The 23,748-nt window shown below is 72.4% G+C and carries 22 protein-coding genes and 1 riboswitch; of the genes, 12 read left to right on the top strand and 10 right to left on the bottom strand.

Features of this window, described 5'->3' with window-relative positions:
* Window positions 1-21: 21 nt before the first annotated feature.
* On the bottom strand, window positions 22-84 hold the full coding sequence (locus tag ASC56_RS43110) for a trp operon leader peptide (protein ID WP_351226422.1): 63 nt from the start codon (window positions 82-84) through the stop codon (window positions 22-24).
* Between the two features lie 100 nt (window positions 85-184).
* Between ASC56_RS43110 and ASC56_RS15010 the strand changes: the two genes are divergently transcribed.
* Together ASC56_RS15010 and ASC56_RS15005 are read left to right on the top strand one after the other, a co-directional pair.
* Window positions 185-1,537, top strand: coding sequence for a class II 3-deoxy-7-phosphoheptulonate synthase (locus tag ASC56_RS15010; RefSeq protein WP_055491873.1), 1,353 nt, complete (start codon window positions 185-187; stop codon window positions 1,535-1,537).
* Window positions 1,538-1,697: 160 nt separating this feature from the next.
* Window positions 1,698-1,931, top strand: coding sequence for a bacterioferritin-associated ferredoxin (locus ASC56_RS15005; protein ID WP_199835991.1), 234 nt, complete (start codon window positions 1,698-1,700; stop codon window positions 1,929-1,931).
* Here the strand turns inward: ASC56_RS15005 and bfr are convergent.
* Complete coding sequence (gene bfr, locus ASC56_RS15000) at window positions 1,928-2,407, bottom strand: bacterioferritin (protein ID WP_055491871.1); 480 nt, start codon at window positions 2,405-2,407, stop codon at window positions 1,928-1,930. The genes ASC56_RS15005 and bfr overlap by 4 nt on opposite strands.
* Window positions 2,408-2,579: 172 nt before the next feature.
* On the opposite strand from bfr, the gene ASC56_RS14995 reads away from it, so the two are divergent.
* Complete coding sequence (locus ASC56_RS14995; protein ID WP_055491870.1) at window positions 2,580-3,212, top strand: sulfite oxidase-like oxidoreductase; 633 nt, start codon at window positions 2,580-2,582, stop codon at window positions 3,210-3,212.
* 34 nt (window positions 3,213-3,246) lie between these two features.
* Here ASC56_RS14995 and ASC56_RS14990 read toward each other — a convergent pair whose 3' ends face one another.
* On the bottom strand, window positions 3,247-4,128 hold the full coding sequence (locus ASC56_RS14990) for a deoxyribonuclease IV (RefSeq protein ID WP_055491869.1): 882 nt from the start codon (window positions 4,126-4,128) through the stop codon (window positions 3,247-3,249).
* Window positions 4,129-4,222: 94 nt separating this feature from the next.
* Between ASC56_RS14990 and ASC56_RS14985 the strand changes: the two genes are divergently transcribed.
* The 4 genes from ASC56_RS14985 (at window position 4,223) to ASC56_RS14970 (ending at window position 7,941) form a co-directional block, all read left to right on the top strand.
* Window positions 4,223-4,543, top strand: a complete 321-nt coding sequence (locus tag ASC56_RS14985) for a CU044_2847 family protein (protein ID WP_055491868.1) — start codon at window positions 4,223-4,225, stop codon at window positions 4,541-4,543.
* A 164-nt stretch (window positions 4,544-4,707) separates the two neighbouring features.
* Complete coding sequence (locus ASC56_RS40605; RefSeq protein WP_159039651.1) at window positions 4,708-4,878, top strand: hypothetical protein; 171 nt, start codon at window positions 4,708-4,710, stop codon at window positions 4,876-4,878.
* On the top strand, window positions 4,841-6,043 hold the full coding sequence (locus ASC56_RS14975) for an FxsB family cyclophane-forming radical SAM/SPASM peptide maturase (protein WP_079102503.1): 1,203 nt from the start codon (window positions 4,841-4,843) through the stop codon (window positions 6,041-6,043). The genes ASC56_RS40605 and ASC56_RS14975 overlap by 38 nt, the downstream gene beginning before the upstream one ends.
* A complete protein-coding gene (locus ASC56_RS14970; RefSeq protein WP_055491866.1) occupies window positions 6,040-7,941 on the top strand; it encodes an HEXXH motif-containing putative peptide modification protein in 1,902 nt (633 codons plus the stop codon). The genes ASC56_RS14975 and ASC56_RS14970 overlap by 4 nt, the downstream gene beginning before the upstream one ends.
* Here the strand turns inward: ASC56_RS14970 and fxsT are convergent.
* The 7 genes from fxsT to thiO all read right to left on the bottom strand — a co-directional run bounded on the left by fxsT (window position 7,872) and on the right by thiO (window position 19,635).
* Complete coding sequence (fxsT, locus tag ASC56_RS14965) at window positions 7,872-12,284, bottom strand: FxSxx-COOH system tetratricopeptide repeat protein (RefSeq protein WP_055491865.1); 4,413 nt, start codon at window positions 12,282-12,284, stop codon at window positions 7,872-7,874. The genes ASC56_RS14970 and fxsT overlap by 70 nt on opposite strands.
* Entirely contained in the window at window positions 12,284-13,300 is a 1,017-nt protein-coding gene (locus ASC56_RS14960; protein ID WP_055491864.1) for a MoxR family ATPase, read from the bottom strand. Before ASC56_RS14960 ends, fxsT begins: the two co-directional genes overlap by 1 nt.
* Window positions 13,301-13,306: 6 nt before the next feature.
* Window positions 13,307-15,283, bottom strand: coding sequence for a trypsin-like serine protease (locus ASC56_RS14955; protein WP_055491863.1), 1,977 nt, complete (start codon window positions 15,281-15,283; stop codon window positions 13,307-13,309).
* 173 nt (window positions 15,284-15,456) lie between these two features.
* Complete coding sequence (gene pknB / locus ASC56_RS14950) at window positions 15,457-17,364, bottom strand: Stk1 family PASTA domain-containing Ser/Thr kinase (protein WP_055491862.1); 1,908 nt, start codon at window positions 17,362-17,364, stop codon at window positions 15,457-15,459.
* Between the two features lie 112 nt (window positions 17,365-17,476).
* Entirely contained in the window at window positions 17,477-18,271 is a 795-nt protein-coding gene (locus ASC56_RS14945; protein WP_055491861.1) for a thiazole synthase, read from the bottom strand.
* Window positions 18,272-18,274: 3 nt separating this feature from the next.
* A complete protein-coding gene (gene thiS, locus ASC56_RS14940; protein ID WP_055491860.1) occupies window positions 18,275-18,475 on the bottom strand; it encodes a sulfur carrier protein ThiS in 201 nt (66 codons plus the stop codon).
* Window positions 18,472-19,635: a glycine oxidase ThiO gene (gene thiO / locus ASC56_RS14935; protein ID WP_055491859.1), complete on the bottom strand. Its 1,164-nt coding sequence runs from the start codon at window positions 19,633-19,635 to the stop codon at window positions 18,472-18,474. Before thiO ends, thiS begins: the two co-directional genes overlap by 4 nt.
* Window positions 19,634-19,745, bottom strand: a riboswitch (TPP riboswitch). It overlaps the preceding gene by 2 nt.
* Before the next feature lie 53 nt (window positions 19,746-19,798).
* Here thiO and ASC56_RS14930 point away from each other — a divergent pair.
* From ASC56_RS14930 to metF, 5 genes are all read left to right on the top strand, one after another.
* A complete protein-coding gene (locus tag ASC56_RS14930) occupies window positions 19,799-20,149 on the top strand; it encodes a hypothetical protein (protein WP_055491858.1) in 351 nt (116 codons plus the stop codon).
* A 32-nt stretch (window positions 20,150-20,181) separates the two neighbouring features.
* Window positions 20,182-21,408 carry an NAD(P)/FAD-dependent oxidoreductase gene (locus tag ASC56_RS14925; RefSeq protein ID WP_079102501.1) on the top strand — a complete coding sequence of 409 codons (1,227 nt, stop codon included), beginning with the start codon at window positions 20,182-20,184 and terminating at the stop codon, window positions 21,406-21,408.
* 139 nt (window positions 21,409-21,547) lie between these two features.
* Entirely contained in the window at window positions 21,548-21,913 is a 366-nt protein-coding gene (locus ASC56_RS14920; protein ID WP_055491857.1) for an Rv2175c family DNA-binding protein, read from the top strand.
* 109 nt (window positions 21,914-22,022) lie between these two features.
* Window positions 22,023-22,673, top strand: coding sequence for a thiamine phosphate synthase (gene thiE / locus ASC56_RS14915; protein ID WP_055491856.1), 651 nt, complete (start codon window positions 22,023-22,025; stop codon window positions 22,671-22,673).
* 95 nt (window positions 22,674-22,768) lie between these two features.
* A complete protein-coding gene (metF, locus tag ASC56_RS14910; RefSeq protein ID WP_055491855.1) occupies window positions 22,769-23,692 on the top strand; it encodes a methylenetetrahydrofolate reductase [NAD(P)H] in 924 nt (307 codons plus the stop codon).
* Window positions 23,693-23,748: the final 56 nt, after the last annotated feature.

Here is a 23,748-nt window from a genome sequence, read left to right as displayed (position 1 = left end):
CGAAGTTCTGCGTACGCGCAGTCAGTGGGCCGCCGGACGAGCGGTCCACCACCAGTTCTGGTTCTGGGTCGAGTGCGCGAACATGCCTCTGACCCTACACGAGCCCCCGGCGTGGGCGGGACGGGTCGTCTCATCTGTCGAGCGCATCGCTGAGGAGTGGACACGACCCCGTAATGTTTAGGGGGTGACCGTGAACGCTAAGACCGGCCCGAGCGCTGGCAACACCTGGCGAGACCTGCCCGCGGCGCAGCAGCCCGAGTACCCCGACCCCGAGGCTCTGCGCGCAGTGATCGCGGACCTCGAGTCGTATCCGCCGCTCGTCTTCGCGGGCGAGTGCGACGAGCTGCGTGCCCGGATGGGAGCCGTCGCCAGGGGCGAGGCGTTCCTGCTTCAGGGCGGCGACTGCGCGGAAGCCTTCGACGCGGTGTCCGCCGACCATATCCGCAACAAGCTCAAGACACTGCTCCAGATGGGCGCCGTGCTGACGTACGCCGCCTCGGTGCCGGTCGTGAAGGTCGGCCGTATCGCCGGCCAGTACTCCAAGCCGCGCTCGAAGCCCACCGAGACCCGCGACGGCGTGACCCTGCCGACCTACCGCGGAGACTCCGTCAACGGCTTCGACTTCACCGAGGAGGCCCGCGTTCCGGACCCCGAGCGTCTGAAGCGGATGTACAACGCGTCCGCCTCGACGCTCAACCTGGTGCGCGCCTTCACCACCGGCGGCTACGCCGACCTGCGCCAGGTGCACGCCTGGAACCAGGACTTCGTGAGGTCGTCGCCGTCCGGGCAGCGCTACGAGCAGCTGGCGCGGGAGATCGACAACGCGCTGAACTTCATGCACGCCTGCGGCGCGGACCCGGAGGAGTTCAAGACCGTCGAGTTCTACTCCTCGCACGAGGCCCTGCTGCTCGACTACGAGTCCGCTCTGACCAGGGTCGACTCGCGCACCGGGCAGCTGTACGACGTGTCCGGGCACATGGTGTGGGTCGGTGAGCGCACCCGTCAGCTGGACGGCGCGCACATCGAGTTCGCCTCCAGGATCCGCAACCCGATCGGCATCAAGCTCGGCCCGACGACGACGGCCGAGGAGGCGCTGCGGTACATCGAGCGCCTGGACCCGGAGCGCGAGCCGGGCCGGCTGACCTTCATCGTCCGCATGGGCGCGGACAAGATCCGCGACCGGCTCCCCGAGCTGGTCGAGAAGGTCACGGCGTCGGGCGCGGTGGTGGCCTGGGTGACCGACCCGATGCACGGCAACACGTTCGAGGCGGCCTCCGGGCACAAGACCCGTCGCTTCGACGACGTGCTGGACGAGGTCAAGGGCTTCTTCGAGGTCCACAAGGCGCTCGGCACGCACCCGGGCGGCATCCATGTGGAGCTGACCGGCGATGACGTCACCGAGTGCGTGGGCGGCGGCGACGAGATCTTCGTCGACGATCTGCACCAGCGCTACGAGACGGCGTGCGACCCGCGTCTGAACCGCAGCCAGTCCCTCGACCTGGCGTTCCTCGTCGCCGAGATGTACCGGGACCAGTAGCCGCCTGCGCTTACCGGCGGCCGAGTGGGGCGCGGATCACACAGGGTCCGCGCCCCACCTCACTTTTGCGGGGCCCCATGTCCAGGTAAGGTTAGGTTTGCCTTGCCTCACCGGTCAGCGGGATGGCATGACGCATGGATCCCGTCGGGAGGTGAACCGCGTGTACGTCTGCAGTTGTTTCGGGATCACCGAGCAGCAGGTGAAGCGGCACGCGGAGAACGGCGCCTGCACCCCCCGGCAGATAGCGTCGGCCTGCAAGGCGGGCACGGACTGCGGCTCGTGCGTACGGCGGATCCAGGCACTGCTCGGTCGTGGTGCCTGCCCCCGCCGCGAGTCGGCCGACCGGGGCGCGTCGGTGTTCGCCGCCACGGACACCCTGGACGAAGCCGCCTAGCCCTCCGGCTGCTCGATGATCTGCGAGATGTACAGCGCCTCGCCGAGCTTGTCCACCAGATCCAGCTGGGTGTCCAGGTAGTCGATGTGGTGCTCCTCGTCCGCGAGGATCGACTCGAAGATGTTCGCGGACGTGATGTCGCCCTTCTCCCGCATGACCGTGACACCGCGCTTGAGCCGGTCGATCGCCTCCATCTCGATCTGCCGGTCGGCCTCGAACATCTCCTTGACCGTCTGTCCCACCCGCACATGGAAGAGCCGCTGGTAGTTGGGCAGTCCCTCCAGGAAGAGGATGCGGTCGGTGAGCACCTCGGCGTGCTTCATCTCGTCGAACGACTCGCGCCTCGTGTACGCGGCGAGCCTGTACCAGCCGAGGTTCTCCTGCATCTTCGCGTGCAGGAAGTACTGGTTGATCGCGGTCAGCTCACCGGTCAGCTGCTCGTTGAGGAATTCGATGACCTCGGGGTCGCCCTGCATGGCGCGGGCTCCTTCCAGGCGCGGAGTGGCAGGTTGCGGCGCATGATTGCATCGGCGCCCAGGAGTGTCCAGTAAGTACAGAAGCGTCCAGTAAGTACATGCTTAGTAGGAGTTGCCCGATTCTACCCCCCGCTGGTCATCTGCACCCTCCGCGGTCTGTCAGGATGGAGTCATGGGTCATCCGGTGGAGCGCGAATCTGGAGAAGCGGCACGGCTCGAACTTCCGCCGGGACAGCGACTGCAGCGGGGCTGGCCGGTCACGCACTACGGGCCCGTCCCCAAGTTCCGCCCCGAGCGCTGGGAGTTCAGGGTCTTCGGCGCCACCGCGGACGGCGAGAAGCACTGCTGGAACCACGAGGAGTTCACGGCGCTGCCCTACGCGACCGTCGTGGCCGATCTGCACTGCGTCACCAAGTTCAGCATGGTCGGAGCCGAGTGGGGCGGTGTCCCGGCGCGTACGATCCTCGAGATCGCCCCGCCCGCGCCCACGGTCACGCATGTGATGGTCTGGGCCGAGTACGGATTCAGCTCGAACCTGCGCCTCGAAGACTTCGCCTCCGACCGCACGATCTTCGCCACCCACAAGGACGGCGAGCTGCTCACCGCGGAACACGGCTTCCCCCTGCGCCTGATCGTCCCGCACCTGTACGCCTGGAAGGGCCCCAAGTGGGTCCGCGGCGTCGAGTACATGACAGCCGACCGCCGTGGCTTCTGGGAGGAGCGCGGCTACCACAACATCGGCGACCCGTGGAAGGAACAGCGCTACTCCTACCAGGAGCAGCCCGGGGACGGCCCCGAGCTCTGACCCACGGCGACGGGGTGCCGGTGAGCCCGCCGGCTCAGCCCTCCCGCAGCTTCTTCAGCCGCTCCACATCCGCCGCATGCCCCTCCTTGCCACCGGGCGTCTCGATGATCAGGGGTACGCCCGCGGTGGCCGGGTGGGTCATCAGCGCACGGAACGGGTCCTCGCCGATGTGGCCGGAGCCGATGTTCGCATGACGGTCGCGGTGGGCGCCGACCACCTCCTTGGAGTCGTTCGCGTGGATCAGCCCGAGCCGTCCCTCGCCGACGGTGTCCACCAGCAGGTCCAGCGTCCGGTGCATCCCGTCCGGCCCGGTCAGGTCGTGCCCGGCGGCGAAGACATGACAGGTGTCGAGGCAGACGCCGAGCATGGGATGCGCGTCCAGGGCCTCGAAGTACGGGCCGAAGTCCCAGGTGCGCGAGCACAGGGACGCGCCCTGGCCCGCGGTGGACTCCAGCAGCAGACGGGGGTCGTCGTCGTGCGTCAGCTCGTCCAGCAACGGCAGCATGCGCTCCCGCACCTGCCTCAGGGCCACGGCCCGCTCCCGGCCGCCGGTCGCGCTGCCGGTGTGCACGACGACGCCCAGCGCCCCGATCTCACGGCCCCGGCGCAGCGAGTGCCGGAGGGACTCCACGGACCTCTCGACCGTCTCCTCGGTGTGCGAGCCGAAGTTGATCAGATACGGAGCGTGCACGTACACCGGGATCGACTCGGCCGCGCACCCGGCCCGAAACGCCTCGTCCTGCCGCGGATTGCCGGGAGGCGTCGCCCAGCCGCGCGGATTGGCGACGAACACCTGCACGGTCTCGGCCCCGAGGCCGCGTGCGTAGGACAGCCCGACGGAGTGCAGACCGCCGGCCACCGGGACGTGGCTGCCGACGGGATTGCGGGAAGGGAAGGGGAAGGGCGTTCGGCTCATATCGCGTCAAGGATGCCAGGAGGGGTGCGGGAGCCCTCCGTTGAGGGTACGACTGCACTGGCGCACGGCGCGCACAGTCAGGGGAGGCGTACGCATGGGGGACGTGGTCAGCTTCGCGCTGCCGGACGGCGGCCGGGTCCTCGTCGAGCCGGTGGACGAGGACGTGTACGGCCTGGAGGAGATCTCGGTCAACGGGAGCACCGTCGTCCGGCGCGCCCAGGAGGGACTCGGCGAGGCGCTCGACGGCATCAGACGCATGGCCGCCGAGGCGCACGCCCGCATCACCTCCCTGGACGTCGCGCCGAAGAAGCTGGAGCTGGAGTTCGGGGTCAAGCTGAGCGGGGAGACGGGCGCGGTGCTGGCGAAGGCGACGGGGGAGGCGCATCTTGTCGTACGGGCCGTGTGGGAGCGGTAGCCGGGCCCGGCGGGGCCCGCGCACCAGGGTGTCCGGATCTGTCCGTGCGGGTCGCGGGCGTTCTCCCGCAGGTGGCGGGATCCGCCTACCATGCGGGTGCGGCCGGTGTGCCGTGGCGCGGGGGCCGGGTGCCGGATGTCCCGGAGGGCGAAAGGGGCACGGGCATGGATGAGACGACGGGGGTCGAGTGCGCGCTGCCGGACGTTGCCGGGTTCACGATCGACCAACTGCGCGCGGTTCCGGGGTCGGTGCTGGCGGTGGCCCTGGAGCGGCTGCGGGCGGAGGCCGCGGAGTCCGATGAGGACGAATACACCAGCTGGCAGGCGAGCGCCTGACCATCCGGCGGTCGACGTCGCCGCGCTCCTCGACGAGGGCTGGCGGCCGGTCCCGCTGCGGCAGTTCGTCCTGAAGATACGCAGCCGGTGCAATCTCGCCTGCGACTACTGCATCATCTACGAGCACGCCGATCAGACCTGGCGCCGCCAGCCCCACGCGATGGCACCGGGCACGCTGCGACAGACGGCGCGCCGCATCGCCGAGCACGCCGCGCGCCACGGCCTGCAGCGGGTGCGGATCGTGCTGCACGGCGGCGAGCCGCTGCTCGCGGGGCCCGAGGGCGTCGCCCACCTCGCCCGGACGGTGCGTGACATCGTCGGCGAGGCGGGCGCCGAGGCGGACTTCACCGTCCAGACCAACGGCACCCTGCTGAGCGGCCGCATGCTGGACGTGCTCGCCGAGCACCGCATACGCGTCGGCGTCAGCCTCGACGGGGACCGCGATGCGCACGACGCCCATCGCCGCACGGCGGCGGGCCGGGGCTCGTACGACCGGGTCATGGCCGGGCTGCGGCGGCTGTCGGGGGAGCACCCGGACCTGTACGCGGGGCTGTTGTGCACCATCGACGCGGCCAGCGACCCGGTGGCCGTCTACGAGTCGCTGCTGCCCACCCGGCCACCCGTGATCGACTTCCTGCTGCCGCACGCCCACTGGGGCGCGCCGCCCCAGGGGCCGCCCGGCGCGTACGGCAGATGGCTGGCCGCCGTCTTCGACCGCTGGGCACAGGCTCCGCGCAAGGAGACGTCGGTGCGGATGCTGGACGAGCTGCTGCACACCCTGCTCGGCGGACGCAGCCGTCTGGACTGGGTGGGGATCACCCGGACCGTCTCCGTCTTCGTGGAGGCGGACGGGGCCATCCACCAGAACGACACGCTGCGCACCGGCCACGACGGCGCCTCCGCCAGCGGCCTCGACGTGTTCCGGAACTCGTTCGACGACGTGCTCCTGCACCCGGGCTTCGCCGCCCGGCAGGCCGGCGAACGCGCGCTGGCCGGCGCGTGCCTGCGCTGTCCCGAGCTGTCCGTGTGCGGCGGCGGCGAGTTCGGGCACCGCTACCGGCCGGGCGCCGGCTACCGATGGCCCACCGTCTACTGCACCGATCTGCTCCTGCTCATCCGCCACATGCGCGGCCGGCTCCCCCGCCCGGTGGAGCAGACCCGGTGATCAGGTCCTACGTCGTCCCGGACACCGTCTTCGACGCCCTCGCCGGCGGGGAGGGCGGGGCGGAGGCCGTGGCACTCCTGCGGCGGGCCCGGCGCAGCCGTAACCTCCTGCTGCTGCGATACGTCCTGGACGGACCGTGCGGCGCGGTCGCCCGGGAGGCCGCCGAACTGCTGTCCCGGGTGGAGCGCACGGCACCCACGGCGGTCGAGACGGTCGTCGAGGGGCCTTCGTTCGGGCCCTGGGCGCACCGCGCCGCGCGCGACTGCCCGGAGCACCGGCGGGGCCGCTGCACGGCCCGGGACCTCGCGGCCCTCGCGACCGTGGCCGCCGTGCGCGCGGGCGCCGCCGCGGAGATCTCCGTGCCCGTGCACGAGGGCACGCTGCGGCTGCCGGGGCTGGGGACGGCCCTGCGGATGGGCGACGAGGACGAGGCGCTGGTGGTGACCGGCGAGGGAACCCGATGCCCGGAACGGACGGGCCCGGTGGAGCCGGGGACGCCGGGCCCGTCGGCGGGAGCGCCCGGCGATGCCGTGGCGGGCCCTTGTCCCGTGGCGATCCGTCTCGCGGGGCGCACGGTGACCCTGCCGCGCGATCCGTTCCGGGTCGGTCGCGACTGGTCCCCCGTCGCCGTGCTCGAAGCACGGCACCGCGGTGTGACGCTGAGACTGCCGCTGGAGACCGCCGATCCGCGTCTGCCCTCGCTGGACACCGCCCGCGCCGGTCCGGACGCCTGGCAGGGCCTCCTCCAGCCGGCCTGGGAGCTGCTCGTCGAGAGCCACCCACGGCGTGCGGAGGAACTGGTGGCAGGGCTGAACGCGATCGTGCCCCTGCCCGCACCAGCCCGCGGAGTCGCCTCATCCACCTCGCGACACGCCTTCGGCACCGTGCTCGCCTCCTGGCCCGCCGACCCCGAACGGCTCGCGCTGACCCTGCTGCACGAGTTCCAGCACAGCAAGCTCAGCGCCCTTACGGACCTGGTCACGCTGTACGAACCCGGCGGCCCGCCCCGGCTGTACGCGCCCTGGAGACCCGACCCACGGCCGCCCGGCGGGCTGCTCCAGGGCATCTACGCCCACCTCGGCGACCTGGCCTTCTGGCGGGACCGCAGCGGCAAGCGGCAGGGGCCCGAACAGGCCGACGCGGTGTGGCGGTACGCACAGACCCGGGCGCACGCCGAACGGGGACTGTCCGAGGCATGGGCGCGGGTCCGGCTCACCGAGCTGGGCACCCGCTTCCTCACCCGGGCCGCCGAGACCGTCCACGGCGAGGACCCGGCAGGCGCGGGCGCCGACGAGCGGCTGCGACGGGCGGTGGCCCGGGTGGAGACGGGCAACGAGGCCGCCTGGCGGCTGCGCTGGGCGGTGACCGACGCCGGGGAGACGAAGCGGCTGGCCGCACGGTGGCGGGCCGCCCGGCCGCACGGACGGCTGCCCGCGGACGAGGTGCGGGCGGCCCGGGGGCCCGTGCAGGGGCCGGGCCCGGAACTCGGCCGGTGGGCGGCCCGCCAGCGCGGGGCCGAGCGGTCCCGTCCGGCCCGCGCCGCCGCCGACGCCGCCAGGGCCCAGCCGCACCGCGTCGAACGCTGGGCGCAGCTCGCCGCTTCGGCCGCCGAGGAGCGGCTGCCCGGGGCCGAGGTCCTGCGCCATCGCACCGAACTCGTCCGGGCCCTGTACCTGGAGCTGACCGCCGAGGGCACACGGGACGCCGAGAGCACGGTGTCCGGCCGCGACCGGGGCCCCGACCCCCTGGCGCTCGCGGCCTGGCTCGCGGTCGGCCCCCCGGGCGCACCTGCCGGGGCGCCGGGGGAGGCCGGGGCCGGTGGCACCGTTCAGAACACGGGCGTCTCGATGTCGCAGAACGCGCGCTCGCCCCTCGCGAACACCTCGGCCACCGGATAGTCCCGTCCGAGGGTGCGCGTGAACCGTTCGAGGACCTCGTCCAGCAGCGTGGCCGCCTCCTCGTCGCGGCCCAGCGACTTCAGGTCGTGCGCGAGGTTCCCGCCGCACACCAGCGTGACCGGGTGATCGGGCCCGAGCGTGGCGCGCAGGGTCTGGAGGTTCCATGTGTTGCCCTGGGCGGCCTCGTCGAACCGGCCCGCGGCGTGCAGGTCGTTGGCGAGGTTGACCCCACAGCGAAGGGTGCAGTTGTGCTCGGGGCCGAAGCGTTCGCCCAGCTTCTCGTGGGCCGCGAGGTTGATGGACAGCGCCCGCTCGTGCTCTCCGAGCGCGCTCAGGACGAGGGCGTGGTTCGTCTCGGTCATCGGGACGTAGGGGTGGCTCGCGCCGAAGAGCTGTTCGTAGCCCGCCACCGTCTGGGCCGCCAGGCTCTCGGCCTCCTCCAGCTCGCTGCGCAGCAGCAGGTCGACGGCGTAGTTGCCGACCGCGGCAAGGGTGTTGAGATCACCCTCGCCGTACCGGGCCCGGTAGCGCTCCACCGTACGGGCGGACCGCTCGTACGCCTCCTCGTAGGCGCCCATCGCGCGCAGCGACACGGCGAGGTTCTTCGCCACGTCCAGGGTGTAGGGGTGCTCACGGCCCTGACTGTCACGCAGTTTCGGGTAGAGCGCCCGCAGCGAGTCGGTCGAGCCCCGGTAGTCGCCCAGCTCCCGCTGGTCACGGGCGTAGTTCGCGGCCACCACCAGGGTGATGGGGTCGTCGGGGCCGAAGATGCGCACCCGTCGCTCATACGTGTCCGCGTCCAGCTCCAGCGCCTCCTGGAAGCGGCCGAGCAGCCGCAGGTCCAGCGCGTGGTTGGCGGCCGACATCAGGGCGAGCGGATAGTCGCGGCCGAAACTCCTGGTCAACCGCTCCAGGGTGTCGGCGTCCCGGCCGGCCGCCTGCTCGAAGTCGCCGAGCACGCGCAGGTCGCCCGCGCTGCTGTTGGCGATCGCCAGCGTCTCCTCGTGGTCCTCGCCGAACACCCGGCGGGTCCGCTCCAGGAGGTCCGCGTTGATGTCCCGTGCCTCTTCGAACCGGCCGAAGTTGCGGATCAAATTCGCGTACGAGCGAGTGATCCGCATCGTCTGGGGGTGGTCCTCGCCGAGGCGCTGCTGCCATTCCTTGCGGGTGAATTCGGCCAGTTCCGTGCCGCCGGTGTAGTCGCCGTGCAGATACAGGTAGCGGACCTCGTTGATGACCAGGTCCCGCACCTCGCGGTAGTCGCACTCGACGGCCCGGGTGGGCCTGATGTGCGGCCGCAGTTCCGCGTACCGGCGCCAGTTGTCGTTGTCCTCGGGATCCTGCGGGTCGGCGGCGGCCAGCAGCACATGGGTGAGGTGGTAGGTGTCCTCCTGCTCCTGCGGGGTCATCTGGTTGAAGAGCACCGCCTGCACCAGCCGGTGCATCTGGAGGCTGTTGCTGCGGTGGTCGATCCTGGCCAGGGCGAGCCGGCCGATCTCCCGGGTGGCCAGGCCCAGTTCCACGGGGTCGCGCAGGGCCTCGGCGAGGGGGGAGGGCAGCGGGGCGAAGGCGGCGCTGCGCAGCAGGGACCAGCTGATCGGCTCCGGAGCCATGCACGAGCACAGCCGCAGCAGCTGGACGGCCGCCGGGTTGCGCTGGGCCAGCCGTTCCATCGCCAGGTTCCAGGTCGCCACCACCGAGTGCGGGTAGCCGGAGGGGACCGAGGTGTCCAGGAGCCGACTCGCGTGTTCTCGAAGCAGCTGCAGGTACTCGTCGACCGACATGGCCGTCTCGGCGTGCCAGGCGCCTGCCTGCTCGATGGCCAGCGGAAGGTCGCCGAGGGCCTCGGCCAGCCGTGAGGCGTCCTCGGCGGGCATACCGGGCACCCGGCGCTGCAGGAACCTGATCGACTCCTCGCGGGAGAAGACGTCCACCGAGACGGGATGGGCATGCCCGGCCCAGCTCTGGTTGCGCGAGGTGATCAGGATGTGGCCCTCGCCGGAGGGGAAGTACTCCTCCAGGTCCTCGGGCCGGTCGGCGTTGTCGAACACGAGGAGCCACCGGCGGTAGGGGGAGCCCAGACGCAGCGCGTTCAGGACGAGTGGAAGCGCCTCGTCACCGCTCGGGGCCTGCAGGCCCAGATGCGGTGCGAGCGCGGCGATGGACGATCGGACCACTGCCGGGTCCTCGGCGTTGATCCACCAGATGAGCTGGTACTGCGACTGGTACCGGTAGATGTACTCGACGGCCAGCTGGGTCTTGCCCACGCCACCGAGGCCGAAGAACGCCTGCGGCACGATCGCCGCGCGCCGGTCCTCCAGACGGGCGTGGAGCTGGGTGATGAGCTCGTCCCTTCCGGTGAAGTTGTGGTTCCTCGGTGGAATGCGGCGACCCCACACCTGAGGGATGTTCTGCTCGAACCGCATGGGACGGGTGATGGTCTGCAGAGGACCGCCGGACGTCGCCATGGTGCTCGCGGGGCCGTCGACTTCGGCCAGTCGAGACGCGGACTCGGCCACGGGTGCTTCCCTTTCCGCTGGTTGCCCGGACGGTTCCCCCGTCGGCGCGTGCGCCCCCGCCGTGTGAGCGTCGGCGCCGGCCTGGTGGAAACGGCCGGCTTCCGCTTCGGCACTGGTCTGAATCGAGGTGGTGTCGGTCACAACGTAATCGTATGGCGACGTTCCGTCACCATTACCCCGCCGTGGGGAGTGGCCGGAGATGAGGCTGCGCAGCTTGCGGGCGCGGGTGGCGAAACCCCCGCCCAGCGCGTCGGCGACCGCGGCGTCGACCTTGGCGAAGGGCAGACTCTCGGAGCTGATCCGGGACGGCAGCTCGGCGGCGGGGTCGGCCAGGGTGGCGTCGAACCGGTAGGGCGCCGAGGAGTGCTCGGCCAGATAGTCCGACACCGCCGTGAGGACGCGGCGGCTCTCCTGCCGGTGCAGCGAGCCGAGCAGCAGTGCGCGCACGGGTTCCGGGAAGTCGAACTCGGTCTCCTCGCCGGGCCCCGGACGGTCGCCGTGGACCGGGTGCAGCAGTCCGGACAGGAAGACCTCCGCCAGGTGCGAGGGCGTCGTGCGCGGTGCCATGACCTTCTGCACCAGCCGCATCACCGGCAGGAAGAGCGGGGCGGCCGACAGATAGCCGGCCAGTTCGAACGCCTGCGGGGAGGCGGCGGCCCGGAAGGCGAGCACCCGGTCCAACGGCGACAGCCCCGGCTCGTCCGCCGGCGTGGACCCGAGTTCGGGCGGGGCCGTCACCGGGCGTACGTCGGCGAGTGGGCACACCGCGTATCCCTGGAACGGCGAGGTCTCCGGCTGGGCGACCATCCGCGCCCACATCTGCAGCGCCGAGGGCGCGAGTTCGACGACGGGCACCAACGGGTGCGGATGGTCGGTGTCGGTGCGCAGATCGCTGTTCGGCGCTCCCGGCCGGGCGGCCTTCAGGGTCACCGGCAGGGGGCGTAAGGCGGTGCGGTGCCACAGCCTGCGGTCGAGCGGCTGGACCACCGCGGTGGGGCGGGAGCGGGCCCAGCGGGCCAGCAGCCGGTCCACGGCGCCCGAGCGCCAGCCGGTGTTGATGGCGTCGCTGAGCACGAGCAGCGCACCGCGCGGCGAGTGCTGCACCTGCCGCCCGGGATCCCGGACGCGGCGGCTGGCGCCCCCGGTCCACGGTGGCGGGGTGCCGCGCACGTCCACCCGGCCGTCCGGGAGATGCTCCAGCCAGCGCACGGTGATGGAGCGGAAGGCTCCCACGCGCCGCAGGACCGTGCGCAGCTCGGCCACCGCGCCGTCCCACAGCACCATCGACTCACCGGTGTCCACCACCAGGAGCAGGTCGAGCCAGGGCTCGTCCTCGGGGACCAGCACCGGCTCCCAGACATCGGTCTGCGCGGCCCGCTCGGCCGTCGCCTCCTCGTCCAGCCGCTGTCGTACGGCGGAGGGGGCACGGCGGCGCAGGGGGCGCAGTGCCTTGCCCAGCTCGACCGCCTTCGGCAGCGGGCGCACGCCGGGGGAGCGCACCGGCAGGGCGGGGAGGGCCGGGCCCATATGGTGGGCCGGCGCCCGGACCCTCTGCACATGCAGCTGCGGTGCATGACCGGGAAGGCCCAGCGATGGGGCGTGCCCGGGGCCGTCGGACGCATCCCGCTCGGTGGACCGGTCGCGGGCACGCCGGGGCACGCCGGGCTCCACCGGTCCGGTGATCCCGGACAGCGAGTGCGGGCGTGTGGCAGCCGGAGACGGCACCGGGTCCTCGCGCGAATCGGCCAACCGGGCCGCGAGCCACAGGACTTCGGCGATCTCCCGGGCATCCGGAGCGGAGCGCTCCGGCGGTTCGAAAGGCATCAGGGCCCCGTTTCCAGGTGACGCCAGACGGTGCGCAGCAGATCCTGCCACTGTTCGGGATCCTCGTCCGCACCCGCGCGGGCCAATTGGATGGCCGCGAGCAACTGGTCGACGGCCACGCTGCCGCCGTTCTGCTCGGAGAGGAACTCCTCCATCAGGGGGCGTGCCTCTTCCAGCGCCTCCGCGCCCAGATGCGCGGCGACGATCGCCGCGAGCCGCTCGGGCCCCGGCGGCTCGATGTCGTAACGCAGACAGCGCCGGGCGAAGGCCGCGGGGAACTCGCGCTCCTCGTTGGACGTGATGACCACGAACGGGAAGGACCAGCAGGTCACCTGACCGTCGGTGACGAGCTCCTGTCCGCCGTCCGCGGTCTGCACCTGGACGCTGCGCTGGTCGGGAGGCAACCGCAGCAGCTCCTGGATGGGGAAGCGGCCCTCCTCGAACACGGTCAGCAGGTCGTTGGGGAGATCGATGTCGCTCTTGTCCAGCTCGTCGATCAGCAGGACGCGCGGACGACGCCGGGGCAGCAGCGCCGTGCCCAGGGGGCCGAGCCGCAGGAAGCGGCCGATGTCCCCGGTGCCGCCGCTCGTCTCCAGGCCCGCACGCTGCAGATTGGCCTCGTGCAGCCGCCCGATCGCGTCGTACGCGTACAGCCCGTCCTTGAGAGTGGTGCGTGAGGTCACGGGCCAGTGCAGGACGGGCCCCAGCCCGAGTTCGTAGGCGACCGCGTGCGCGAGCGTCGACTTGCCGGTGCCGGGGCGGCCGGTCAGCAGCAGCGGTCGGCGCAGCAGCAGAGCCGCGTTGACCACGTCGACCAGCTCGCGGTCGGCCTGGAAGACCCGGCCCCGCCCGGCGTCGGCCGGGGGCAACGCGACCGGGGTGTCCTGGGGCGGCATCCCCCGCTGCAGCGGACGCCATGTCGGCGGATCCGGCAGCCGTTCGATGGCGTTGTGCGGAATGCCGTCACCGCGGTAGACCCACCACGCGGGCGTCTGCGGGGTTCCGGTCTCGGTCACGAGTGGTCACCTCCGAGGGGCAGGGGCGGGTGGGGTGTACGGGGCGGGCCGGGTGAGCTGGGCGAGCTGGGTATGCGGGGCCGGCGGGGCCAGTGGGGTGTGCGGGGGCAGCCGGTCGAAGGGATCCCAGAGGAACCCCACGCGCAGACCGGCCTCCGTGGGCGGGCGGCCCACGCCGGGGCCGCGCGCCCGCTCACCCCGGCGTGCCCTGAGCACCGCCTGGGGTACCGCGTGCGGGCTCGACTCCCTCATCCGAGGCAGCAGTTCGGTGACGACGCGCTGGGCGTCGCGTTCGTCGTGTGCCCAGACCAGCGTGGGGATCCCCGCGTCCAGGGGCGCGTCGAACTCGGCGTCCGGCGCCCGCTTCCTGGGCACCTTCGGCGGGAAGCCGAGGACGAGCGCGACCGGGCCGTCCTCCGCGTACAGCGCGGCGAACAGCGCCTCGTAGGGCGTTCCGTCCTGGTTGCGGGCAGGGATCACATCCACCACGCCCTCTCCCGAGAGTGCGGTCAACGCCTTCATCCTGTCCCACTTACGGGACCAGTTATGCCCCCAGTCGACCCATTCCGACGCGTTCTGGCGCTCAAGGCTGCGTGCGGCCACCGGGTGCACCACCCCTAAGCGCACCTCTGCGCCGCTCGGAGTGGCCATCCGCAGGTCGTCGACCGGGCGGGCGAGAAGCTCACGGGGCAGCACGAACTCCACGAACAACTCCGGCGAGTCCATGGCGCGTTCCCGGCGCATGCGGGTGATCTCGTCGACCACCAGCTGCTCCAGCTGCCCCAGCCGCATGGCCCGGGTGGACTGGTGGACGGCCTCGCGCGGCGCCCCCTCGTCCTGCCGGAAGACGTCGAGGAGATAGTGCCGGCTCGGTGTCGCCGGGGTGATCTGGAAGGTGGCGTACGTCCACCGGGCGGTCCCTGCGGCGGGCCGTACCCGCCGGGCCAGGAGCGGTGCCGGGTCGACCACCGGGGTGCAGTGCCCGGCCCGGCCGCGCACCCAGCGGGCCAGCTCCTGTCCGCGGGTGCCCGGCATCCGCCGGGACAGCGCGGCCACGAAGGCCAGCAGCGGTGGGACCGGCCGTCCGGCCTGGGCGATGTGCTGGAGGTCGTGCACGATGCCGAGGATGTCCTCGGGAGCCCCCTGCCAGGGGCGGCGCACGGGCCCGAGCGCCTCGTCGCGCAGTGCGACCAGGCCGGGCAGCGAGAACGCACCGTCCAGCAGCAGCCGGTAGAGGTCGTCCATGGCCTCCGGGTCGAACGGGTCGTCCTCGGGATGGTCCGGGAACCTCGGCAGGTGCCGGGCCGACGCCCGCTCCTCGGAGAGGGCCAGGGCGGCGCGCAACGGCGGCCAGGACTCGGCGAGCCGGGCCATCGGGATCATCCAGGTGACGCCCGCCTCGGGCGACTTGTCGCGCAGGACGGCCAGCCCCGCCACGCGGGACGTCGCGGTGTCCTTCACACCGCAGCCGCTGTACCCCCTGGCGACCCGGCGTCCGGTGCCCGGGGCGTCGTTCAGCTGGATCAGCGCGCCCTCCCGGCCGCCCCGGCCCGCCATCAGGCAGTCGGCCCACACGCCGTCCGGCTGGCCCTGCGGGTAGCCGTACACCTGCATCGGGCGTCTGGCCGTGTAGGTGCCGCTGGAGAGGTGGGTGTGCGACGAGGGCAACCCGCCGCCGGTCGGCGCCAGATCGCCGTGCAGGATGAGCACCGAGAAGTCCTCGTGATGGCTTCCGCCGGTGTAGCGGTGCCCGCCACCGGGTGAACCCCGCAGCGCGAGCCCGCTGTTCAGGGCGACGGTGACCGTGCCGTGGGGGTCGTCCTCCAGACGCCTGCCCAGGGCGGTCGTCACGACGTGGGCACAGGTCAGCACATACCTGGGCGAAACGAGCACGCCGCCGCCCACCGGCTTCCCCGTGGGTCCGAGGATGCTCACCTGCCAGTCGTCGGTGGCGGCCAGCTCGGCGACCGGTTCGACCACCACGCCTCTCCCCCCGATGTCGCGCTCCGCCGGGTCCCACCGCCCGCGGAGCCGCCATAGTAGCGGTAGCACGCGGGTGCGGCGGAGGGGGCAAAGGTCAAGATTCCAGGCCCAGTTGACCTTCCCCCCGGGAACTGCCGTCCCCTGTTCCCCGGGGCCCCCTCCCGCCGCGGCCGCTACCGGATCTGGATCGTGATCGTCGACCCCTTCGGCGCCTTCTGGCCGCCCTTCACCGACTGGCTCTTCACCGTGTCGCCGAACAGGCCCAGCAGCCCGCGGTCCTCCTCGACCTGGAAGCCCGCGGCCTGGAGCGCCTTCTTCGCGTCGTCGACCTTGTCGCCGACCACGTCCGGCACGTCGACCATCTCGCGGCCCTTGGAGATCGTCAGCGTGACCGTGTCGCCCTCGCCTGCCTGCTTGCCCCCGTCCGGCGACTGCCGGGCGACCTTCCCGGCGTCGAACTCCGAGGTGACCTGGGTGCCGGCGATCTTCACCTGAAGGCCCGCGTCCTGCAACTGCGTGGTGGCCTCGTCGATGGAGGCGCCCGTGACATCCGGCACGTCCACCGGCGCGCCCTTGCTGACGGTGAGCGCGATCGCCGAACCGCCGTGGCGCTGGGTGCCCGCACCCGGATCCGTGCCGATCACCTGGCCCTTGGGCACGTCCTCGCTGAACGCGTCCGTGACCATGCCCGCGACCAGGCCGTCCTTCTTCAGCCGGTCCTGCGCCTCGTTGAGCGGCAGGCCCTTCAGATCGGGCACCCGGACCGTCTCGGGACCCTCCGAGAGGGTCAGCGTCACCGAGTCGTTGGAGCGTATCCGCGCGCCCGCCGCCGGGTCGGTGCTGATCACCGTGCCGCGCTCGACCGTGTCGCTGTAGGCGTGCTCGACCCGTCTGACCTCCAGCCCGGCCCGCTTCAGCCGCGCCCGCGCCTCGGCCTCGGTCTTCGCCAGCAGCGGCGGGACCTTGGTGAACTGGCCGGAGTTGATGTACCAGACGCCCGTACCGACGCCGAACACCACCAACGCGGCGAGGGCGAGCGCGAGCAGTCCGCGCCGGGCGCGCTCGGGGCGCCGACGGGGCTCGGGCGCCGGGCTCTCGAACCGGCTGGTCCGGTTGAGTACGGCGTCCCCGTCCACCGGGTTCGCCGGCACCGGGCGCGGTATCACGCTCGTCCGGTCCTCGGCGTTGTCGTGCGCCGCGGCGATGGCCCGCGGCGGTACGGCGTCCAGCTGCTCGGTGGTGAGCGCGCCGCGTGCCTCCAGCACCTCGGCGAGCAGGGCCACCGCGTCGTGCGGGCGCAGCTCGGGGTTGCGCGCGGTCGCCGACGCGACCAACTCGTCGAGCTCCAGCGGCAGCCCCGGCACGGCCGCGGACGGCGGCGGCACGTCCTCGTTGAGGTGCTGGTAGATGACCTGGGCGGGGGAGTCGCCGTGGTGCGGCTTGTTCCCGGTGAGCATCTCGTAGAGGACGACGCCGCACGCGTACACGTCGACCCGGGTGTCGGCCGTACCGTCCTCGATCTGCTCGGGGGCGAGGTACGACACCGTGCCGAGAACGGCGCCCGTCGTGTTGGTGACGGTGTCCACGGCCCGTACCAGACCGAAGTCGGCCACCTTGACCCGGCCGTCGTCCCCTATCAGGACGTTCTCCGGCTTCATGTCGCGGTGCACGAACCCCGCGCGGTGGGCGGCGCCCAGCGCGGCCAGCACCGGCTCCAGGATGTCGAGGGCGGCACGCGGCTGCAGCGCCCCGCGCTCGCGCAGCACGTCGCGCAGGGTGCATCCGGCGATGTACTCCATCGCCAGGTAGACGTACGACCCGTCGGTGCCCTGGTCGAAGACCTGCACCACATTCGGGTGGGCGAGGCGCGCGACCGACTTGGCCTCACGGATGAAACGCTCGACGAACGAGGCGTCGGCGGCCAGCGTCGGGTGCATCACCTTGAGCGCGAGGACGCGGTCGAGGCGGGTGTCCACGGCCCGGTAGACCGTGGCCATCCCGCCGACCGCGATGCGCGCGTCGACGCGATAGCGGCCGTCGAGCAGCTGCCCGACGAGAGGGTCATGAAGGGTCGTATCCACGCAGGTGAGTGTACGAGGGCGCACTGTCGGCCCCGGCCGTTCCGCCGATACCGGGCCCGACTGCAGCGCAGCTGTGACGCATGCCGCACATCCTCGGCGCCGGGAGCGGGCCTCAGAAGGCCGGCCGCTCCGGGTCCAGCCGGGCCAGGCCCTCCGCCGGGGAGGACGCCTCCGCGAAGTGCCGGCGCGGAATGCGCCCCGCCCGGTAGGCCAGCCGTCCCGCCTCCACCGCGTGCCTCATGGCGTCGGCCATCAGCACCGGCTCCTGGGCCCGGGTCACGGCCGAGGCGAGCATCACGCCCGCGCACCCCAGCTCCATCGCCAGCGCCGCGTCCGACGCCGTACCCGCGCCCGCGTCCAGAATGACCGGCACGCGCGCGTGCTCCACGATCAGCTGGAAGTTGTGCGGGTTGCGGATGCCGAGCCCCGAGCCGATCGGGGAGCCGAGCGGCATGATCGCGGCGCAGCCGACGTCCTCCAGCCTCCGGGCCAGGACGGGATCGTCGTTCGTGTACGGCAGCACGGTGAATCCGTCGTCGACCAGGGTCTCGGCCGCGTCCAGCAGTTCGATCGGGTCGGGCAGCAGGGTCCGCTCGTCGGCGATGACCTCCAGCTTGACCAGGTCCGAGCCCAGCGCCTCACGCGCGAGGCGGGCGGTGAGCACGGCCTCGCCCGCGGTGAAGCAGCCCGCCGTGTTCGGCAGCACCCGGATGCCCAGCCTGTCGAGCACGGACAGCACGGACCCGTGCGCCGAGGCGTCCACGCGCCGCATCGCGACCGTCGTCAGCTCGGTGCCGGAGGCGACCAGCGCCCGCTCCAGCACATCGAGGCTGGGCGCCCCGCCGGTCCCCATGATCAGCCGGGACGAGTAGGTCGTACCTCCGAGGACGAAGGGATCCTCGGCCATGGGTCAGCCTCCTTGGACGGCGGTGAGGACCTCGACGCGGTCCCCCTCGGACAGATGCGTCGACGACCACTGCGTGCGCGGAACGACGGTTTCGTTGAGGGCGGCGGCCACGCCCGAGGGGGCCGCGGTGAGGGTGCGCACGAGCGTGTCGAGCGGGGTGCCGGGAGCCACCTGCCGGGGCTCCCCGTTGACCGAGATGTTCATGCGGGCTGCTCCGTGAGTGCGGCGGTGAAGCGCCGGGGGGTGAAGGGCCGGGCCTCGTCCGGCAGCTCCCCGGTGGTCAGCACGTGCGCCATGACGTCACCGGTGACGGGGGTGAGCAGGACGCCGTTGCGGTAGTGCCCGGTGGCCAGCAGCAGACCCGCCAGCTGCGTCGGGCCGAGCAACGGCGCGTTGTCCGGGGAAGCCGGGCGCAGTCCCGCTCGGGTCTCGGTGAGCGGCAGCTCGGTGATCCCGGGGACCAGCTCGTGCGCGTCCCGCAGCAGCTCGTAGACCCCGCCCGCGGTGACCGTCGTGTCCCAGCCGAGCTCCTCGCTGGTCGCGCCGACGACGAGCTCGCCGCTCTCGCGCGGCACCAGATAGACCTGGCTGCCCCGGACGACGGCCCGCACGGTACGGCTCAGGAACGGCGCGTACCCCTTCGGCACGGTCAGCCGCAGCACCTGCCCCTTCACGGGGCGTATGGGCGGCAGGACCTCGTCCGGTACGCCCGCGAGACGCCCGCTGAGGCTGCCCGCGGCGAGGACGACCTGCCCGGCGGCGAGGTCGGTGCCGTCGGCGGCCCGGACTCCGGCGGCGCGCTCCCGCACCACCGTCAGCCGCTCGGCCCACACGCGGTGGAAGACGACCCCGGCGCGTTCGCATGCCGTCACCAGGGCCTGGGCGAGGCGGCGCGGGTCGATCTGATGGTCGCCGTCGACCCTGAGCCCCCCACGCACCCCCGGCGCGAGCATCGGCTCGAGGCGGCGGCACTCGCGCCCGTTCAGCCACTCCGACGCGAGGCCCGACCGCTGCTGCAGCGCGTGCAACTCGCGCAGCTGGGCACGGTCGTCGGCGTCCAGGGCGACGGCGAGCGTGCCGCACCGGCGGTGGCCGAGGTCCTGGCCGGTGGCCTCGGTCAGCTCGGCGACGAAGTCCGGATAGCGGCGCGCGGACTCCAGGTTGAGGCCGAGCAGCGTCTGCTCGCCGTAGTGCAGTTCGGTGACGGCGGCGAGCATCCCGGCCGCCACCTGGGCCGCTCCGCCGCCCGGCGCCGGATCCACCACCGCGGTGGCGAACCCGCGCTGCGCGGCCCGCCAGGCGGTCACGAGTCCGATGATCCCGCCCCCGACGACAAGGACGTCTGACGTGGGTGTAGACGACATGGGCGTCCAGCCCCCTCCCTTCGCCGGCATGACCCGGATCAGGTTCGTACGGTCGGAGGCCGCCAGCCTCCCTCTCAGCCCGGTGCGCCCGGGCTCCCGCGAGTGCTTGTACGTTGGCCACCCTAGCCCGTGCCGTGTGCGTCAGTAAGGGAGCCTCCCGCTCATGCCCCCCTCGCTCGACGGTCTGGTCCTCGCCCCGGTGGCGGACCAGGCCCCAGGTCAGGTCGGTACGCGCACCCGGTTCGCGTACCACGAGGAGGACGGCGAGATCTGGGCCGAGTACACGGGCGGCGACGTGGTACGCGGCCATCTGGTGGGCACGCGGGAGGGTGATCGCCTCGATTTCCGGTACGTGCAGCTCAAGCGGGACGGGACCACGTCCTCGGGCCACTGTGTCTCGCGGGTCGTGGAGCTTCCCGACGGGCGGGTGCGCCTCGAGGAGTCCTGGGAGTGGGAGTCGCAGACGGGCAGCGGGACGAGTGTTGTGGAACAGGTCACCCAGCACGCCCCCTGACTGACAATTTGTCAGTTGTCTATGGTGATCAGGTGAGCGAGCAGACGCAGGCACGGGGCGATTCGGCACGGCGCGTCGTCGTCGTGGGTGCGGGCATGGCCGGGGTGCAGACCGCGGTCGCCCTGCGGGAACAGGGCTTCACCGGGAGCGTGACGCTGATCGGCGCGGAGCCGCACCAGCCGTACGACAGGCCGCCGCTGTCCAAGGCCGTGCTGCTCGGCAAGGCGGAGGGCTCCGCCTTCGACATCGACTTCAAGGCCCTGGAGATCGAACTTCGGCTGGGCCGTGAGGTGGTCGGCCTGCGCCCCGAGGACCACGAGCTGGACACCGTCGAGGGTCCCGTCCGCTACGACGTCCTGGTTCTTGCGACCGGCGCCGAGCCGATCCGGCTGCCGGGTGCCGAGGGGGTGCCCGGGGTGCATCTGCTGCGCACGCTGGACGACGCCGAACGACTGCGGCCGGTCCTCGCCCAGCAGCACGACATCGTGGTCGTGGGCGCGGGCTGGATCGGCGCCGAGTTCGCCACCGCCGCGCGCGAGGCGGGCTGCGCGGTGACCGTGGTGGAGGCCGCGGACCGGCCGCTCGCCGGGGCGCTGCCCGCGGAGGTGGCCGCGCCCATGACGGGCTGGTACGCGGACAGCGGGGCCGAGCTGCGCACGCACGCGCGCGTGGAGCGCATCGAGCCGGGGGCCGTGGTGCTCGACGACGGCTCGCGGGTGCCCGCGGACGCGGTGGTCGTGGGCATCGGAGCGCGTCCGGCCACGGCGTGGCTCACCGGCTCGGGCATCGCGCTGGGCATCCACGGCGAGGTGCTGGCGGACGAGCATCTGCGCACGTCGGTGCCGGACGTGTACGCGGTGGGGGACTGCGCGTCCTTCCCGTCGGGGCGCTATGAGGAACGCCTGCTGGTCCACCACTGGGACAACGCCCTCCAGGGGCCGCGCACGGTGGCCGCGAACATCATCGGGGAGACGCCGGTGGCGTACGACCCGGTGCCGTACTTCTGGTCGGAGCAGTTCGGCCGCTTCGTCCAGTACGTGGGTCACCACGCGTCCGCGGACACGACGGTGTGGCGCGGGGACCCGCAGGGCGCGGCCTGGACGGTGTGCTGGCTGCGCTCGGGCCGTCTGGTGGCCCTGCTCGCGGTGGGCCGCCCCCGGGACCTGGCCCAGGGCCGCCGTCTGATCGAATCGGGCACCCTCATGGACCGGACCCTCCTGGCGGACCCGTCCCTCCCCTTGAAGGAGGCGACGGCGTGAGGAGGCGACGGTGTGAGGGGTCTGCCCTCCCTCGGGGCGGCGTGCCGCACGCCTGTCCTGTCCACCGCCGGAGGCAACCGGCACCCCACCGGAGGTGCCCCGCTTCCGACTGTCGGTCCGGGATGGCACGCTTGATCCCGTGACCGAGATTGACACCAAGATCGATGCTCTCGTCCCCGCCTGGCTCACCCTGCCCGACATCGCCGAAGCACTCGGCGTCGAGGTGACCCGCGTCCGGCAACTGGTCAAGGAGGGCCAGCTGATCGCCGTACGCCGTGGTGAGAACCGTGCGCTGCACGTCCCCGCCGCCTTCATCGACGGGGACAAGGTCGTCAAGGGCCTGTCCGGGACCCTGACGCTCCTGCGGGACGACGGCTTCACGGTGGAAGAGATGATCGAGTGGCTCTTCACCCCCGACCCCACCCTGCCCGGCACCCCCGCGCAGGCCCTCAGCGAGAATCGCGGCACGGAGGTGAAGCGTCGCGCGCAGGCGCTGGCCGTCTGACCCGATCCAAGAACAACCGTCCGGCGTACGGGCCGCGGTCCACGGGCCACGGCCCCCGGCCGACCGCGCCCGCCGCGGCCCGTACGCCACCGACCCCGGGGGACCCATCGTGCCCGACACCGCCCGTACCGCCCGGCTCGCCGACGCCCGCGTCTACCTGTGCACGGACGCCCGCAAGCGCCAGGGCGACCTCGCCGAGTTCCTCGACGCGGTCCTCGCCGGCGGCGTCGACATCGTGCAGCTGCGCGACAAGGGCATGGAGGCCGCCGAGGAGCTGGAGCACCTCCAGGTCCTCGCCGACGCCTGCGGCCGCCACGGCAAGCTGCTCGCGGTGAACGACCGCGCGGACGTCGCCCACGCCGCCGCCTCCGACGTCCTGCACCTCGGCCAGGGCGACCTGCCCGTTCCCGCGGCCCGCGCCCTCCTCGGCGACGACGTCCTCATAGGCCGCTCCACGCACTCCGAGGCGGAGGCCGAGGCCGCCGCCGTCCAGGAGGGCGTGGACTACTTCTGCACGGGTCCCTGCTGGCCCACCCCCACCAAGCCCGGCCGTCCGGCCCCCGGCCTCGGCCTGGTCCGCCACACCGCCGCCCTCGGCACCGACCGCCCCTGGTTCGCCATCGGCGGCATCGACCTCGGCAACCTGGACCAGGTCCTGGAGGCGGGCGCCCGCCGCGTGGTCGTCGTACGCGCCATCACGGAGGCGGAGGACCCGGGCGCGGCGGCGGCCGAATTCGCCAAGCGGCTGCGGAGCTGTTAGCGCCCGGTGTCCGAGGGGTGGACAACAGGTCGACAATTCGGACAAATTCCGTGCGTCCGGTTGGGCGACCGTGGCCCCCTGGCTAACCTGCGACTATGGCCCTCGGAACCGCATCCACGAGGACTGATCGCGCACGGACAGTGCGCGACATCCTCGCCACCGGCAAGACGACGTACTCGTTCGAGTTCTCGGCGCCGAAAACGCCCAAGGGCGAGCGGAACCTGTGGAGCGCGCTCAGGAGGGTCGAGGCGGTCGCCCCCGACTTCGTCTCCGTGACGTACGGCGCGGGCGGCTCCACCCGCGCGGGCACGGTCAAGGAGACCCAGCAGATCGTCGCCGACACGACGCTCACCCCGGTCGCTCACCTCACCGCGGTCAATCACTCCGTCGCCGAGCTGCGCAACATCATCGGCCAGTACGCCGATGCCGGCATCCGCAACATGCTCGCCGTCCGCGGCGACCCGCCCGGCGACCCCATGGCCGACTGGATCCGGCACCCCAAGGGCCTGACCTACGCCGCCGAACTCGTCCGGCTCATCAAGGATTCGGGCGACTTCTGCGTGGGCGTGGCCGCCTTCCCCGAGATGCACCCGCGCTCCGACGACTGGGACACGGACGTCGCGCACTTCGTCGACAAGTGCCGGGCCGGCGCCGATTACGCGATCACGCAGATGTTCTTCCAGCCGGAGTCGTATCTGCGGCTGCGCGACCGCGTCGCCGCGGCGGGCTGTGCCACCCCGGTCATCCCCGAGGTCATGCCCGTCACCAGCGTGCGGATGCTGGAGCGGCTGCCGCAGCTCAGCAACGCCGTCATCCCCGCCGCTCTGAAAGAGCGGATCCTCACAGCGCAGGACGATCCGGCGGCGGTACGCTCCATGGGGATCGAGTTCGCCACGGAGTTCTGCGCGAGGCTGCTGGCCGAAGGGGTCCCCGGACTGCACTTCATTACACTCAACAACTCCACGGCGACGCTGGAAATCTACGAAAACCTGGGCCTGCACCATCCGCAGCGGGCCTAGACCGGCCGCACCGGCATACGACACACTGCGAAGCGGCCACTGGGAGAGGGGCGTAC

It is taken from the genome of Streptomyces sp. TP-A0356 (assembly GCF_001417775.1).
Classification (GTDB): domain Bacteria; phylum Actinomycetota; class Actinomycetes; order Streptomycetales; family Streptomycetaceae; genus Streptomyces.
The sequence above is the reverse complement of the archived record's forward strand: the minus strand, read 5'-3'. Positions and strand labels throughout refer to the sequence as shown.